The organism is Streptomyces sp. NPDC001770 (assembly GCF_053596135.1).
The window spans coordinates 73,189-87,213 of record NZ_JBSFFN010000035.1; the positions used below are offsets into that span (position 1 = coordinate 73,189).

Here is a 14,025-nt window from a genome sequence, read left to right on the forward strand (position 1 = left end):
CGCGAGCTCCTCTCAAATCGCATCGGATGCATGGGTGGGGGACGGGGAGGTTTCCGGCACGCGAGGTTCCATCCGATCCCACCCCGTTGTCACTGTGCCCAGAGCGGCGAGCGGCAGCTCGAGACGGACCTCTGTGCCTCGCGCGGCCTTCCCCTGGCCGATCCGGATCCGCGCGCCGATGGACGCTGCCCGTTCGACCATGCCGACGAGGCCGAAATGGCCGGCGCCGCGCAGCGTTTCCAGTGATGTTCCGGTCGGCAGGCCACGCCCGTCGTCATAGACGCTGATACGCAGGACATCGCCCTCCACTCCGGCGAGGACGACAAGATAGCTAGGGTTGGCGTGCCGGTGGGCGTTCTCCATCGCCTCTGCAGCCACCGTGAGCAGTTCCCTTGCCACCACGTGGGGAACCGCTGGCACTGGAGCGTCGCACAGCAGTCGGAAGGACGCGAGCACGGCGTGCCGTTGAGCAAAGTCCTCCGTGCGTAAGCGGAGTTCACTGAGCACATCGACCCCTCCGTCCAGACCCGACTCGCGACGCAGGTCGGTGAGGAGTTCGCGGGACTCCGTGGCCGCGCGGCGTGCGGCGCGGGCGACAAGTCCGGCCTGACTGCGGATGGTGGGCGGATCCATGTGGTCGACGGAACCGGCGAGTCCCTCTGCTGCCAGAGCGAGGCCGTGCAGTGTCTTGGCCACTGAGTCGTGCATCTCCCTGGCAAGCCGGGTGCGCTCGCCTTCCACCGCTTCGTTCACGGCAAGACGCGCTCTCGTTTCGGTGAGTGCTTGACTGGCCGCACCAAATCGAAGAAGAAGGTTACGCAGGGTGACTCCCACGGCGCCTGCGATTACGCAAAACCCTGGGAGCAGCAACACTCCGGTGGCGTCGCCGCTCCGGAGGCCGGGCACGGTGTTGTACACCCCGAGGACGATCACGATCTGAAGCGCCGCGAAGACGGCGGAACCCCTCCAGCCGTAGACAAGACCGGCCAGCAGCGGAGTGCACACCGTGACGTAGGCGAGCGTTGAATCAGGGGTGGCAGTGATGAGCAGCAGCGCACCCAGGCTGACGTCCACTGCGAGGACCCAGCGGTGCCTCAGAAGTTGGGGCCCAAAACGTTCCCAGTCACGGAACAGGGCGTACGAGCCCATGAAGGTGACCAGGATCGCTCCGCCCACGAGCCAGCCGGCGGCACCCGAAGCCGCTCCGCCGATGGCAAAGGGGGTGGCGACGGCGATCATCGCGAGCCGAAAGCCGAATACCTGGCGGCACATGGCCTGCAGGGCGTTGACTTGGATGGCCAACGCGGGTTCGGCCGACAGAGACTCGCCCGCTGAGCGAGCCCCATCCGGACGGCCGCCCACTGTCCGGCTCAGCCTAAGCGTCACAGCATCACCTCCTACCCACGTGCGCACCCTGCTCTCCTCTCATTTCCCCGAGACGAAGCCGAGGTCGAGGTTGGCCCCGTACACGAAACCCACCGTGAGCAGAACGAGCGTCCCCGGAAGAAGGAAGGTCGTGACGGCGAAGGTCGCCTTGGGGACGGCACGGGCAGCCTTCCGGCGTGCGTTCTGAGCGTCGGTTCGCCTCATGTCGTTGGCAATCTGAATGAGGGTGTCGACGATCGGAGCGCCGAGTTCCTCCCCCTGTTGGAGTGCGGTGACGAACATGGCGACCTGCTCCGAGTCATTGCGTTTGCGCAGTTCGTCGAAGGCCTGTCGGCGACTGACACCCATGTCCATCTGCCGCAAAGTGATGCGGAGTTCGTCGGCCCACGGCCCTTCGTACTTCTCCGCGACCCGGCCCAGGGCCTGTCGGAAGCCGAGGCCGGCCGAGACGACCACCGCCAGGACGTCGAGGAAGTCCGGGAGCGTACGTTCGATGTGTTCCCGGCGGGCCCGGACCGCCGACCAGATGCCTGCCTCGACCCAAAACAGACCAAAGCCGACCATCAGCAGGGCTACGAAGACCTGCCCCCGCAGCAACATGGCGAAAGCCCCGAGCAGCCCCAGCACTCCGTAGACCGCGCGTCGGGCCGCGTATCGATCGAGAGTGAGTCCGCCGGGGTTGCCCGCCATGTCGATCTGGCGGCGCTTCTTGTTGACAGTCTTCTCGCCCATCATGCGAAGCACAGCCGGGGCCCAGCGCATGCCCAGTCGGTCGATGACGGAACCGACCGCGGTGGTGCGGGTGGCGCCGACCTCCAGGGCAACGGCAAGGTCGGTCGGCAGTTTGGCATCGGCCCGATACATCCGATAGCCGTACAGGACTCCATAGACGGCGAGCCCCATACCCAAGGCGAGCAGCAGATCCATGTCCGTTCCCCTCAGACGTCGATACGGGACATACGACGGATCACGACGAATCCGATCGTGTAGAGAGCAATGGAGACCACCACGGCTGCCTGGCCGAGAAAAGCTCCGGTCATTCGGTCGAGAGCGCCCGGCATGACCGCGTTCATGAGAAGCATCGCGCCGAGCCCGAAGACGGGTACGGCGTAGGCGGTTACCGTGACCTGGGAAAGCTGCGTCTTGACCTCACGCCTCGTCTCCTTGCGTTCTTCCAGCGTCTCTGTCAGGTTGCGCAGGGAACTGACGACCGTACCTCCGGCCCGGTTGGAGAGGACCAGGGTCGATATCAGGACGGCCAGCTCCCGAGAGGGCAGCCGGTCGGTCAGCTCGCTGAGCGCGTCGTCGAGGGACTCTCCGACTGCGAGACGGCGCGCGACCCGCGCCAGCTCCTCACCCGCCGGGTTCTCCAGTTCCTCCGCCGCCATGGCGAGCGAGGTGCGGAGGGCGAGGCCGGCCTGTGTCGCGTTGGCGAGTACCCGGGATAGCTCGGGGAGCTGATTGATGAAGCGTTCGATCCGTTTGTTGCGCTGCCAGTTGAGGAACGCGTTCGTTCCCCAGAGCCCGATCAGCGCGGCGACCGGCCCGAAGAAGGCGGCCAGCATCGTCGAGGCTACGGCCCACAGGATCGCCATCGCCGCCAGTGCGTAGACGAAGAACTCGCCCGGGGTGATCTCCAGGCCCGTCGCTCCCAGTTTCAATTCGAGCTTCCGGCCCAGCTTGGTCGTTCGCAACCGCCGGTCGAGCATCGAGAAGCGACGGCTGCTCTTTGCCCCGTGCCCCGCGTACGACAACCGCTCCACGAGCGCGTCGCGGTCCGCCTTGCCGCCGGTGTAGGCGTACAGGCCCCAGACGCCGAGTACGCCGCAGAGCAGCGTCACGCCGACCGTGATCAGAGGGAGATAGTTCATGGCGGGGGTACCTACATGGCCTCTCGGGTGGCGAGTTGGTCGGAGTGCATGGCGACGCCGAAGGCCTGCGGGATGGGCTGGCTGGCCATGTAGAGGCGGTCGGCGATGCGGCGGGGCAGGGGGAGGTACTGGAACTGGCCGTAGATCCTGCCGTCCGCGGCCATCGGTTGCGCGTTGAAGCGGGCGACGCTCACGATGCGGTACGGGTCGCGGCCATGGGAGTCCAGGGCGGCGATCTCGGTGATCTTGCGGGTGCCGTCGGCGTGCCGGGTCAGCTGGACGATGATGTCGACGGCGCTGTTGATCTGGTCGTGCAGTGCCTCGAACGGGATTTTGATCTCGGACATCGAGGCGAGGGTCTGGAGGCGCATCAGCGCGTCCTCGGCGTTGTTGGCGTGGACGGTGGCGAGCGAGCCGTCGTGGCCGGTGGACATCGCCTGGAGCATGTCGAGCGACTCGCCGCCTCGGACCTCACCGACCACGATGCGGTCGGGGCGCATACGCAGGGAGTTGCGGACCAGGTCACGGATGGTGATCTGGCCCTTGCCCTCCACGTTGGCGGGGCGGGACTCCAGCCGGATCACGTGGTTCTGCTGGAGCTGGAGCTCGGCGGAGTCCTCGATGGTGACGATGCGCTCGTCGTTCGGGATCAGCCCGGAGAGCGCGTTGAGCAGCGTGGTCTTCCCGGTGCCGGTGGCGCCGGAGACGATGATGTTGAGCTTGGCCTGGACGAACCCGGCGAGCAGCACCAGCATCTGTTCGTCGAGCGAGCCGAAGCCGATCATCTCGTGGAGGGTGAAGGAGCGGGGGAAGCGGCGGATGGTGAGGGTCGCGCCGGTGAGCGAGAGCGGCGGGATGATCACGTTGACGCGCTCGCCGCTGGGGAGCCGGGCGTCGACCATCGGGTTGGACTCGTCCACGCGGCGGTTGACGGTGGAGACGATGCGCTCGATGGTCTGCATCAGCTGTTCGTGCGATCCGAAGCGCATGGGCAGTTGCTCGACCTTGCCGCTGCGCTCGACGAAGACCTGGTCGGGGCCGTTGACCATGATTTCGGTGATGGACGCGTCCTCGAGCAGAGGCTCCAGGATGCCGAGGCCGAGGGCCTCGTCCACGACGCGTCGGATGAGCTGGGAGCGCTCCAGGGTCGAGAGGACCGGGCCCTCCCGGCTGATGATGTGGCCGAGTACGCGCTCCAGCCGGACCCGCCGGTCGGCGGCGGCCAGCGAGGACATCTCCGCGAGGTCGATCTCCTCCAGGAGCTTGGCGCGGTAGAGGGCGACCATGTGGCCGTCCTCGCGCGCCCCGCCGTTCTCCTCGGGAGCGGTGATGCGTGCCCGCAGGCTCATGTGCGTGACTCTCTCTCTGGCTGTCCGGTCGGTGCCGCGGGCGGGGGAAGGGATGCGGGGGCAAGAGGTACGGGGGAAGAGGTACGGAGTACGGGAGGGGCGTGGTCAGCCCCGGGGGAAGGTGGCGCTGCGGCGGGCCCAGGACCAGTCGACGCCGGGGACCACGCTCGGGACCTTGATCCGTACCGTGGCGGTGACCTCCCTGGCCCCGCCGGACACATCGATGTGGAACTCGTCGGAGTCGGTGAGCCAGTCGCTGATGGCGTCGCGGCCGTCCTGTGCGGCGTCCCCGCGGGGGTAGTCCTGGCTGGCGCTGCGGGCCGCGACCCGGGCTGCGGTGCCCGCCTGGTTGGCCGCGTACGCCGCAAGGCCCAGCTGGACCGCGAGCATCCCGACCAGCAGCAGCAGGGGGAGGAAGCCGAGGTACTCGATGGCGACCTGACCCCGGTCGCCCCGGGTCGGTCCGCAAGCGGCGGGGGCGGGTACGGGGGCAGGGGCGGCGGTGGTCGTCATCGCTCAGCCCTCCTGCGGCGAGGCCGCGTCGCCGTCGATGTGCACGTCCAGGTCGAAGAGGCCGGGCACCAGGACGGGGACCTTGAGGCGGACCTTCGTCCGGTAGAGGGAGGAGCCGCTGCGGCAGGTGACCACGGCGTTCTTCTCCCAGGCGTCCGGCAGGTCCTCGCGGGCCTTCTGCCGGCAGGCGGAGCTCGAACCGTACTCGGCTCCTGCCCCGGCCCGCGCGCCCTTGTCTGCCGCGTTCCCGGCGAGCATGAAGGTGTAGCCGACGAGGGCGAGCTCCCAGAGCACCAGCATGATCAGGATGATGAACGGCGTCATGCCCAGGAACTCGATCGCGGTCTGCCCCCGGTCGCGTCCGGGCCCGCCCGCAGTACGGGGCCGGCGTCCGGCCCCGCCCGCAGTACGGAGCCGGCGTCCGGGCCCGCCCGCAGTACGGAGCCGACTGCCGGGCCCACCCCCGGCACGGCGCCGGCACCGGCTCCCGTCACGCGTGGGTCCGGCGGGCCGGCCGTCCCGGGAGGAGGCGCCGGGGCGCCTCCTCCCTATGTCGGTGTCGTGCGTCAGCGTGATGGTCATCGGTCAACGTGTCCCCTCGGTCCGTCCCCGGCCCGCGTCGGTGCCGCGCCGTCCGCGCGGGCCTCCGATCGAGCCCCGGTCGTTGCGCACCTTGCCGTTCTTCTTCTCCCCCGGCTGGGGCTTGACGATCCCGATCTCCCCGGCCAGCCCCCAGAGCGCCTGCTTGACCGTGCTCTTGGCGTCGAGTTCGTGGAGCCGTCCGGCATCGACGACGCCCTGGAGTTCCTTGAAGTTGGCGGGCACGGCCACCCCCGCTACGCGGGTGCCGGTGATCTTCTGGATCAGCGGCGGCTGGATCTCCGTGCTCCGGGTGTAGCGGTTGACGACGGTGAGGGTCTCCTCCGCCTTGCGGATCTGCAGCCGGTCCCACATCCGTACGATCCGTTTGGCGCCGCGTACCGCGATGACGTCGGGGGTCGTCACCAGCACGGCCACGTCCGCCATCTCGACCGCCGCCGCGTTGGCGCCGTTCATCTGGCTGCCGCCGTCCACGACGACGACCTCGTACCGGGAGCGCAGGGCGCTGACGATCTGTCGGGCCGACCGGTCGCTGACCTCCTCGCCCCGCTCCCCGTCGCCCGGTGCGAGCAGCAGGGCGAGGCCGGTGGAGTGGGAGAAGACGGCGTCGGTGAGGACGCGCGGCGATATCTCGGAGACCAGGGCGAGGTCGACGATCGAGCGGCGGAACTGCACGTCCAGATAGGAGGCGATGTCGCCGGTCTGCAGGTCCATGTCGACGAGGGCGACGGTCTGACCGGACGCCTGCGCGGCGAGGGCGAGTTGCACCGCGGCGAGGGTGCAGCCGACGCCGCCCTTGGCGCCGGTGAGGGTGACGACCATGCCGCCGGGGCCGGTGAAGACCTCGTTGCCGGAGGAGAGGTGGCGCCGTACGCCGGCGGCCCACTGGGCCGCCGCCTGGATGCGGTTGACGAGCTCCTCGTAGCTGAGCGGGAGCGTGACGATACCGCGGGCGCCGGAGTCCATGGCGTCGGCGAAGAGCGCGGGGCTGGCGTCGGTGGTGATCAGGACGACCCCGACCGCCGGGAAGCGGAGCGAGACCTCCCGGATCAGCTCCAGGGCGGGCACCGGGCCGATGCGTTCGTGGACGAGGACGACCTCCGGCAGCTCGTCGAAGGCCTCGCCCGCCAGTCGGGCGAGGGTGTCGATGAGCTGGGTGGAGTCGCCGACCGGGGTGGCGGGTTCGGCGTCGGGCAGCTGGCTGAGCAGGGTGGTGACGGATCTGGCCGCGTCGATGTCTCCGACGGCCGGGAGGATTCTGATGGTCATCCGTCCTCACTTGTCCTTGTCGAGCTGGTACGTGCGGTCGCCCGGACGGATGGTTCCGTCGCTGCCGGGGGCGACGAGCGCCAGCCGTACGTGCTCCGCGAAGGACTCGGCGTACGCGATGCGCTGGGTGTCCAGCGTGTTGAGGGCGAAGGTGATCGGCACCGCCTGCGTCATCTGGAAGGAGGTGCTGTTGCGGTCCGGTTCGAGCGCGGTGAGCTTGCCGACTTCGAGCACCTTGGCGTTGGCGACGATGACCTTCGACTGGGCCGGGTCGCCCTCGCGTTCGCCGGCGAAGGTCGCGTAGACGTTCACCGTGGCGCCCGGGGTGATCTTTCCTGCGACACCGGTCGCCGCATCGATCATGATGGCGATCTCCTGTTCACCGGCCCGGAGTTCCGGCTTGGCGACCATCATGTCGGTCTGCAGCAGCGAGCCTTGGCGAAGCTGCGTGACGGCGATCTTGCCCTGCACCTCGCGCAGATCGGTCACGGCGTTGGCGGAGAGCCACCGCTCGGGCATCGAGATCTTCTCGAACTGACCGCTGTTCAGCGCTGTGTACGGGGCGACGTTGGCTTTGAGCTGGTACGCGGTGACCTCGGGTCCGACCTTCGAGTTGACGTCACTGATCACGGAGAGCACCCCTGCGAAGGCGCCGAAGGCGCACAGGACCGACAGGAGCAGGAGTATGACGCCACGGCGCTGGCGGGAGTTCATGGACCGGACAACCTCGTTCGGATCGGATGCGTGGGGCGGCGGACAGGAGGGGTGCGCGCGGTGCGGGTGCCCGGCGACGGGCGGACGATGCGGCGGCTGGGTCGCTACCTTTCACGGGCGAGCACGACCGAGCCGTGGGTGCGGCTCTCGGGCTGCGCGAGGGGGGACGAGCAGAACCCGCAGCGGTCTCCGATGAGTTCCATGCCGCACCAGTGGCAATTCTCCCGCCGCACCGAGGCCACCAGCTGGTACAGCACGGAGATGTCCGGGAGGTAGGAGGCGAATTCCACCAGCTTCGAGGTGCCCCACCAGCGGACCGAGTCGGCGGGGAGCGCCGCCTCGTGAATGGCCTGGACCTTCCAGTCCGCGGCCAGTCGCTCCCGTACCCATTCCTGCGGGGCCTGGCCCTTGGCGATCAGCAGATGGGTCGCGAAATCCGGTCCGGGCAGCGGGTCCATCGTGGGCCGCACTTTGACCAGTCGCGCCTCGGATCCCGCCAGTGCGGCGAACTGGGCACCCGGCACCCACGACTTGGCGTGCTCCTTGAGGCTGACCGGAAAGCGGTCGAGCTTGGCCACGGAGTTCAGCAGGGCTCCGGTGTGGATGTAGTGGGCGAGCAGCCGGACGGCGGACGCCACCACGCCGGGGCTGAAGTCGCAGATGGAGAGCTGCCTCAACTGCCGGACGAGTACGGCGATTCCGAGCGGCGGGAGGTCGACCTTGAGCAGTGCGATCCGGTCGCTCTCCAGCACCGAGCGGATGGCGTACAGCCGTCGCTCGTGGGCGGGCGGAAGGGAGGACGGGTACACGGCGATCACGTATCCGTGCTGCTCCAGCAGGAGGTGGATGTCGCCGACGGCGAGTTCCAGCGCCTGGTCCTCAGGCGCGTGCAGCAGAGCGGCGGTCGGTGTCTGCTGGTCGGTCGGTGGCAGCACAAGGTCAGCGCTGGTTACTGCAATGGCGATCGGCACGCTGTTCCCCGTTCGGCTCCGGCCGGCGTCGCGCCGCCGACCGCAATCGCTCCTGTCCGTGGTTCTCCGACAGCACTGTAGTCACGTCCTACCAGGGCGGGAAACCGTCTTCAGGAATCAATATGGAGACGGATACCGGGAACACGGCGCCACCGCCGGTCCCATATCGGCGCGGGGTGAAGGTAGTTGAATTCCAGACGCCGAGGAGGTTTATCCGGCGTTTTCCCAGCCATTCACCAATCCGCTGATCTTGAGCGGCCGTTGGCGTTTCACGCATCGTCACCCGCGCCCGCGTACGGCAATTGATGAGTACGGGAACTCATTGACGCCACCCGCTCCCCCATGCGTCCGCATGATGCCCATCGGCGCGGCGGCCAACCCTTCTTTGCACACGCCATTTTATCCGGGTCAGGGTGGCGGCACGCCCTTCCATCGGACCGGAACGGGCGCCACCCCGGCCCGGCACCGGGTCCCGCCCCTCCTCCCGCCACCGCGAGCAGGGGCGACGGGTTACGACCGGAGCGGTCCGGTCCGACGGCCGCGCGACCCAGCCGCGCCTCCACAACGCCGTTACGGGCGCGCCGCGTTGACATCTACGCCCGGAGCCACACGGTCGCAAAGGTTCCAGCAGCGGTCCTGCGGGCCGGGATACGGAGGGGCTCGTACTCAGCACACGGATGCGTCTGGACCGGACAAATCGACGCACCGCCCGGACGCCCGCACAACCGCTAGGACGAGTGAATCGCCAACAGAGGTCTTGACAACTCGATTGGTCTGGACCAGTTTATCGGCCAGCGGTGGCCACCGTCCCCCGTCGCTCTCCCGAGGCGACACCCCACGCATAACCGCACGGACCCGTACGGACCCCCCGGCGCACCCCCGCCACCACCCCGACTCCCCCCGGAGGATGCAGTGGAACGCACCGCAGGCAGCAGGCACCGAAGGCCCCACACCCGTCCCGCGCTCGGCGCCGCCATGGCGGTGGTCGCGGCGGGCGCGCTGACGCTCACCGGCATGGTGAGCAGCGCGGAGGCCGCCGACGTCAACGTGGCCAAGAACGCGGGCTTCGAGTCGGGCCTCGCCAACTGGACCTGTACGGGCGGCAGCGGAGCCACCGTCTCCTCGCCCGTGCACGGCGGCAGCTCCGCGCTCAAGGCGACGCCCGCCGGGCTGGACAACGCGCAGTGCAGCCAGACGGTCGCGGTGAAGCCCAACTCGACGTACGCGCTCTCCTCCTGGGTGCAGGGCAGCTACGTCTACCTGGGCGTGAGCGGTACCGGAACCACGGACGTCTCCACCTGGACGCCGGGCTCCACCGGCTGGTCGCAGCTCGCGACGAGCTTCACCACGGGCGCCTCCACCACCTCGGTGACCGTCTACACCCACGGCTGGTACGGCCAGCCCGCCTACTACGCGGACGACATCGCGGTCACCGGCCCGGACGGCGGCGGCGGCACCGACCCCGCCCCGACGGTCCCGGCCACTCCGGCGGGTCTCGCCTCGGGCTCCAAGACCTCGTCCTCCGTGTCGCTCTCCTGGAACTCCGTCTCCGGGGCCACCGGCTACACGGTCTACAAGGACGGGGCGAAGGCCACCACCTCGACCGGGACCTCGGCGACCATCTCCGGGCTCTCCGCCGACACCGCGTACTCCTTCGCGGTGAGCGCCACCAACGCGGCGGGCGAGTCGGCCAAGTCGGCCGCGCTCAGCGTCCGTACGTCGACCTCGGGGACCACCAACCCGCCCCCGTCGACCACCGTGCCCAAGCACGCGGTGACCGGCTACTGGCAGAACTTCAACAACGGCGCGACCGTCCAGAAGCTCAGTGACGTGCCGGCCGCCTACGACGTCATCGCGGTCTCCTTCGCGGACGCCACGTCCACGCCGGGAGCGGTCTCCTTCACGCTGGACTCGGCCGGTCTGAACGGGTACACCGTCGACCAGTTCAAGGCCGACATCAAGGCGAAGCAGGCCGCCGGGAAGAACGTCATCATCTCGGTCGGCGGCGAGAAGGGCGCGGTCGCGGTCAACAGCGACGCCTCCGCCAACGCCTTCGCCGACTCGGTCTACACCCTGATGCAGACGTACGGCTTCAACGGCGTCGACATCGACCTGGAGAACGGCCTCAACTCCACGTACATGACGAAGGCGTTGCGCGCGCTCTCCACCAAGGCGGGCTCGGGCCTGGTCATCACGATGGCCCCGCAGACCATCGACATGCAGTCGACGTCCGGCGAGTACTTCAAGACGGCGCTCAACGTGAAGGACATCCTGACCGTCGTCAACATGCAGTACTACAACAGCGGTTCGATGCTCGGCTGCGACGGCAAGGTGTACTCGCAGGGCTCGGTGGACTTCCTGACCGCGCTCGCCTGCATCCAGCTGGAGGGCGGCCTCGACGCCTCGCAGGTCGGCCTCGGAGTTCCCGCCTCGACCCGCGGCGCGGGCAGTGGTTACGTCGCCCCGTCGATCGTGAGCGCGGCGCTCGACTGCCTGGCGAAGGGCACCAACTGCGGTTCGTTCAAGCCGTCCAAGACCTACCCGTCGATCCGCGGCGCGATGACCTGGTCCACCAACTGGGACGCCACCGCGGGCAACGCCTGGTCGACCGCGGTCGGCGCGAGCGTCCACGCACTGCCGTAACCGGACCGGCCACATCGGCAACCGGCCACGAGCGACCGGCCGTGAGCTGAAGGCCGGAGCCTCACCGTCGAAAAGCGTCACCGCTCCCCCGGTGGCGCTTTTCGGCGTCTCCGGAGGAGCGGTGGGGTACGGCGGGGTCAGCCGAGTACGGCGAGCGCGTCGATCTCGATGAGCAGACCCTTGGGCAGGCCGACGTAGACCGTGGTGCGCGCGGCGGCGGGGGCCTTGAGGCCCTGCTCCTCGAAGTACGCGTTGTAGATCTCGTTCATCTCGGCGAAGTGGTCCACGTCCGTGAGGTAGACGCGCATCATCATCACGTCGTCCCAGCTCGCGCCGCCCTCCTCCAGGATCGCCTTGACGTTGGCGAAGGTCTGGAGGGTCTGCTCGCGCAGGGTGGGACCGGCCGGGGTCGGGGCCTGGCCCTCCACGGCGGGGAGGAAGCCCACCTGGCCGGCGACCTGGAGGATGTTCCCCTTCTTCACCCCGTGCGAGAACTTCGCGGGCGGGGCGGTGTGGGTGCTGGGGGTGAGAGCGGTCTTCTCGGTCATGGTGTGTCCTTCGACGGTGCGGTGTTCGTATCGAGTGCGGCGGTTACGGCGGGCACGGCCGTGCCCGAGTACTCCCGGCTGATGGCGTCGGCGGTGCGGCGCAGCAGCGGCAGCAGGGCGAGCAGTTCCCCGGCGGTGACGAGGACGTTCGGCGCGGAGACCGACATGGCGGCGACCACGCGTCCGTCGGCTCCCCGGACGGGGGCGCCGACGCAGTTGATGGACTCCTCGTGGCCGCCGAGGTCGGTGGCCCAGCCCTGTTCGCGGACGGTGGCGAGTTCGCGGAGGAAGGCTGCGGCGTTGGGCGTCGAACGGGGCGTGTACGAGGGGTAGTCGAGCCGTTCCGCGACGGCCCGGCGCTCCGGCTCGGGGAGGTCGGCGAGGAGCAGTTTGGCGACGGCGGCGACGGACATGGCGACGGTCTTGCCGATGCGCGAGTACATCCGGACCGGGTAGCGGCTGTCGACCTTGTCGATGTAGAGGACCTCGCCCTCCTCGTACACGGCGAGGTGGACGGTGTGTCCGCAGATCTCGTTGAGCTCCACGAGGTGCGGGTGGGCGATCTCGCGGACGTCGAGGTTCTCGACGGCCTCCTGGGCGAGCGCGAAGAGGCGGGCGCCGAGCCGGTAGCGCTGGTCCTCCTGGCGGTAGACGAGTCCGTGTTCGCGCAGGGTGCGCAGCAGGCGCAGCGCCGTGGACTTGTGGACGCCGAGCCGGTCGGCGACCCGGCCCAGGTCGGCGGGGCCCTCGGCGAGCAGCGGCAGGATGCTCAGCGCGCGGTCGACGGTCTGGCTCATCCGGTGACTCCTTCCGCCGCCGCTCCCGTACGTCCATTTTCCGGGTGTCCGGTGACCGTACGTTCCGTTCCGGCGGCCTCCGTCCCGGTGCGTCCCGTCCATCCGGGGCCGAGTCGCAGTCTCCCCCATGCCTCGTCGTCCAGCGCGGCGAGCCGGTCGGCACGGGCGCGGGCCGGGGGGTGGGCGAGATCGCCGGGGACGGTGAGGACGGCGGCGGCCAGCAGGTGGCCGTGGCGGATCCGGTCGCGTACCGGCAGGCCGCGCAGGGTCGCGGAGAGGAAACCGGCGGCGAAGGCGTCGCCGGCGCCCACCGCGGCGACCACGTCCACGCGGGGGGCCGGGACCGTGGTGATCTCGTCCGTCCCCGGGCCGGGCGGGGTGGAGTCGGGGCGGGCGAGGACCGTCGCGCCGGCCGCGCCGTGCTTGACCACGAGGACGGCCGGTTCCGGGAGGGCGGCGCGCAGGGCGTCGGGGCCGTGCACGCCCCAGGCCTCCGCCGCCTCGTCCTCGCCGACGAACACCACGTCGGCGCCGCGTGCCAGGTCGCGCAGGACGCCGGGTCCCTGGGGGTGTCCGCGCCAGAGGCGGGGCCGGTGGTTGATGTCGAAGGAGACCAGGGGCCGGCCCGGGCGCTGGGCGGTGAGCGTGCGCAGCAGGGCGAGGCAGTCGGCGGAGAGCGCGGCGGTGATGCCGGTGAGGTGGAGAACGCGGCCGGCGAAGAGGGCGTCGTACGGCGCGTTCGCCGGGGACATCGCGGAGGCGGCGGACCCGGCGCGGTAGTAGGCGACCTCGTGGTCCGGCTCGGAACGGTCGGCGGCGGTGCGGAAGTAGACGCCGGTCGGGCGGTCGGGATCGCGGTGCACGGCGGAGGTGTCGACGCCGTGTCCGGCGATGGCGTCGACGAGGTGGTCTCCGAAGCCGTCGTCGCCGACCCGGCCGACCCAGGCCGTCCGGTGCCCGGCCCCGGCCAGGGCGCAGGCGACGTTGGACTCGGCGCCGCCGATTCCGCGCAGGAAGCCGGGTACGTCGGCGAGGCGGCCGGGCCCGGTGGGGTGGAAGGTCACCATCGACTCGCCGAGGCAGACGACGTCGACGGCGCCGGGGGCGCCGGGGGTGCCGGGGGCGCCGTGAGCGGGCTCGAAGGCACCGGCGTCCGCGGGGTCGGCCGTTACCGTTCCCGTTCCCGCTCCGGTTCCGGACACCTGGGCTCCTCGCTGGTCACTGGTCACTGGTCGCTGGTCACTGTCGCCGCCTGTGGGGGCTGCCGCCGGCGCCGGCCCGTCGTTGACCCGGCGTCGGCTCGGATGTTAGACAGCCTGGAGCGACATACGCAATGAGCGTTGCAGAGAATGCAACGCTCCGGG

13 protein-coding genes are annotated in these 14,025 nt (G+C 69.7%); 1 reads left to right on the forward strand and 12 read right to left on the reverse strand.

Annotated elements, in window-relative coordinates; translation table 11 throughout:
• Positions 1-12: 12 nt before the first annotated feature.
• From ACWCSV_RS27360 to ACWCSV_RS27400, 9 genes are all read right to left on the reverse strand, one after another.
• A complete protein-coding gene (locus tag ACWCSV_RS27360; protein WP_451146653.1) occupies positions 13-1,374 on the reverse strand; it encodes a sensor histidine kinase in 1,362 nt (453 codons plus the stop codon).
• 51 nt (positions 1,375-1,425) lie between these two features.
• Entirely contained in the window at positions 1,426-2,313 is an 888-nt protein-coding gene (locus ACWCSV_RS27365) for a DUF5936 domain-containing protein (RefSeq protein ID WP_451146597.1), read from the reverse strand.
• Between the two features lie 11 nt (positions 2,314-2,324).
• Positions 2,325-3,257 carry a type II secretion system F family protein gene (locus ACWCSV_RS27370; protein WP_451146599.1) on the reverse strand — a complete coding sequence of 311 codons (933 nt, stop codon included), beginning with the start codon at positions 3,255-3,257 and terminating at the stop codon, positions 2,325-2,327.
• Between the two features lie 11 nt (positions 3,258-3,268).
• Entirely contained in the window at positions 3,269-4,606 is a 1,338-nt protein-coding gene (locus ACWCSV_RS27375; RefSeq protein WP_451146601.1) for a CpaF family protein, read from the reverse strand.
• Positions 4,607-4,711: 105 nt separating this feature from the next.
• Positions 4,712-5,119 carry a TadE/TadG family type IV pilus assembly protein gene (locus ACWCSV_RS27380; protein WP_451146603.1) on the reverse strand — a complete coding sequence of 136 codons (408 nt, stop codon included), beginning with the start codon at positions 5,117-5,119 and terminating at the stop codon, positions 4,712-4,714.
• Positions 5,120-5,122: 3 nt separating this feature from the next.
• Entirely contained in the window at positions 5,123-5,701 is a 579-nt protein-coding gene (locus tag ACWCSV_RS27385; protein WP_451146605.1) for a TadE/TadG family type IV pilus assembly protein, read from the reverse strand.
• Positions 5,702-5,704: 3 nt separating this feature from the next.
• On the reverse strand, positions 5,705-6,988 hold the full coding sequence (locus ACWCSV_RS27390; RefSeq protein ID WP_451146607.1) for an AAA family ATPase: 1,284 nt from the start codon (positions 6,986-6,988) through the stop codon (positions 5,705-5,707).
• Between the two features lie 6 nt (positions 6,989-6,994).
• A complete protein-coding gene (gene cpaB, locus ACWCSV_RS27395; RefSeq protein WP_451146609.1) occupies positions 6,995-7,702 on the reverse strand; it encodes a Flp pilus assembly protein CpaB in 708 nt (235 codons plus the stop codon).
• Between the two features lie 104 nt (positions 7,703-7,806).
• Complete coding sequence (locus ACWCSV_RS27400) at positions 7,807-8,673, reverse strand: hypothetical protein (RefSeq protein ID WP_451146611.1); 867 nt, start codon at positions 8,671-8,673, stop codon at positions 7,807-7,809.
• Between the two features lie 912 nt (positions 8,674-9,585).
• Between ACWCSV_RS27400 and ACWCSV_RS27405 the strand changes: the two genes are divergently transcribed.
• A complete protein-coding gene (locus ACWCSV_RS27405) occupies positions 9,586-11,316 on the forward strand; it encodes a chitinase (protein WP_451146613.1) in 1,731 nt (576 codons plus the stop codon).
• A 137-nt stretch (positions 11,317-11,453) separates the two neighbouring features.
• Here ACWCSV_RS27405 and ACWCSV_RS27410 read toward each other — a convergent pair whose 3' ends face one another.
• The 3 genes from ACWCSV_RS27410 to ACWCSV_RS27420 are packed head-to-tail and all read right to left on the reverse strand — an operon-like array spanning position 11,454 to position 13,863.
• Entirely contained in the window at positions 11,454-11,864 is a 411-nt protein-coding gene (locus ACWCSV_RS27410) for a RidA family protein (protein WP_451146615.1), read from the reverse strand.
• The gene (locus tag ACWCSV_RS27415) at positions 11,861-12,661 is read right to left on the reverse strand and encodes an IclR family transcriptional regulator (RefSeq protein ID WP_451146617.1); all 801 of its coding nucleotides are present in this window, start codon (positions 12,659-12,661) and stop codon (positions 11,861-11,863) included. The genes ACWCSV_RS27410 and ACWCSV_RS27415 overlap by 4 nt, the downstream gene beginning before the upstream one ends.
• Positions 12,658-13,863: a sugar kinase gene (locus ACWCSV_RS27420; protein ID WP_451146619.1), complete on the reverse strand. Its 1,206-nt coding sequence runs from the start codon at positions 13,861-13,863 to the stop codon at positions 12,658-12,660. The genes ACWCSV_RS27415 and ACWCSV_RS27420 overlap by 4 nt, the downstream gene beginning before the upstream one ends.
• Positions 13,864-14,025: the final 162 nt, after the last annotated feature.

Excerpts from the sequence above, each read along its gene's own strand:
- ACWCSV_RS27390 (WP_451146607.1), bottom strand. The coding sequence starts at position 6,988 with ATGACCATCAGAATCCTCCCGGCCGTCGGAGACATCGACGCGGCCAGA.
- ACWCSV_RS27415 (WP_451146617.1), bottom strand. The coding sequence starts at position 12,661 with ATGAGCCAGACCGTCGACCGCGCGCTGAGCATCCTGCCGCTGCTCGCC.
- ACWCSV_RS27380 (WP_451146603.1), bottom strand. The coding sequence starts at position 5,119 with ATGACGACCACCGCCGCCCCTGCCCCCGTACCCGCCCCCGCCGCTTGC.
- ACWCSV_RS27370 (WP_451146599.1), bottom strand. The coding sequence starts at position 3,257 with ATGAACTATCTCCCTCTGATCACGGTCGGCGTGACGCTGCTCTGCGGC.
- ACWCSV_RS27385 (WP_451146605.1), bottom strand. The coding sequence starts at position 5,701 with ATGACCATCACGCTGACGCACGACACCGACATAGGGAGGAGGCGCCCC.
- ACWCSV_RS27410 (WP_451146615.1), bottom strand. The coding sequence starts at position 11,864 with ATGACCGAGAAGACCGCTCTCACCCCCAGCACCCACACCGCCCCGCCC.
- ACWCSV_RS27375 (WP_451146601.1), bottom strand. The coding sequence starts at position 4,606 with ATGAGCCTGCGGGCACGCATCACCGCTCCCGAGGAGAACGGCGGGGCG.
- cpaB (WP_451146609.1), bottom strand. The coding sequence starts at position 7,702 with ATGAACTCCCGCCAGCGCCGTGGCGTCATACTCCTGCTCCTGTCGGTC.
- ACWCSV_RS27365 (WP_451146597.1), bottom strand. The coding sequence starts at position 2,313 with ATGGATCTGCTGCTCGCCTTGGGTATGGGGCTCGCCGTCTATGGAGTC.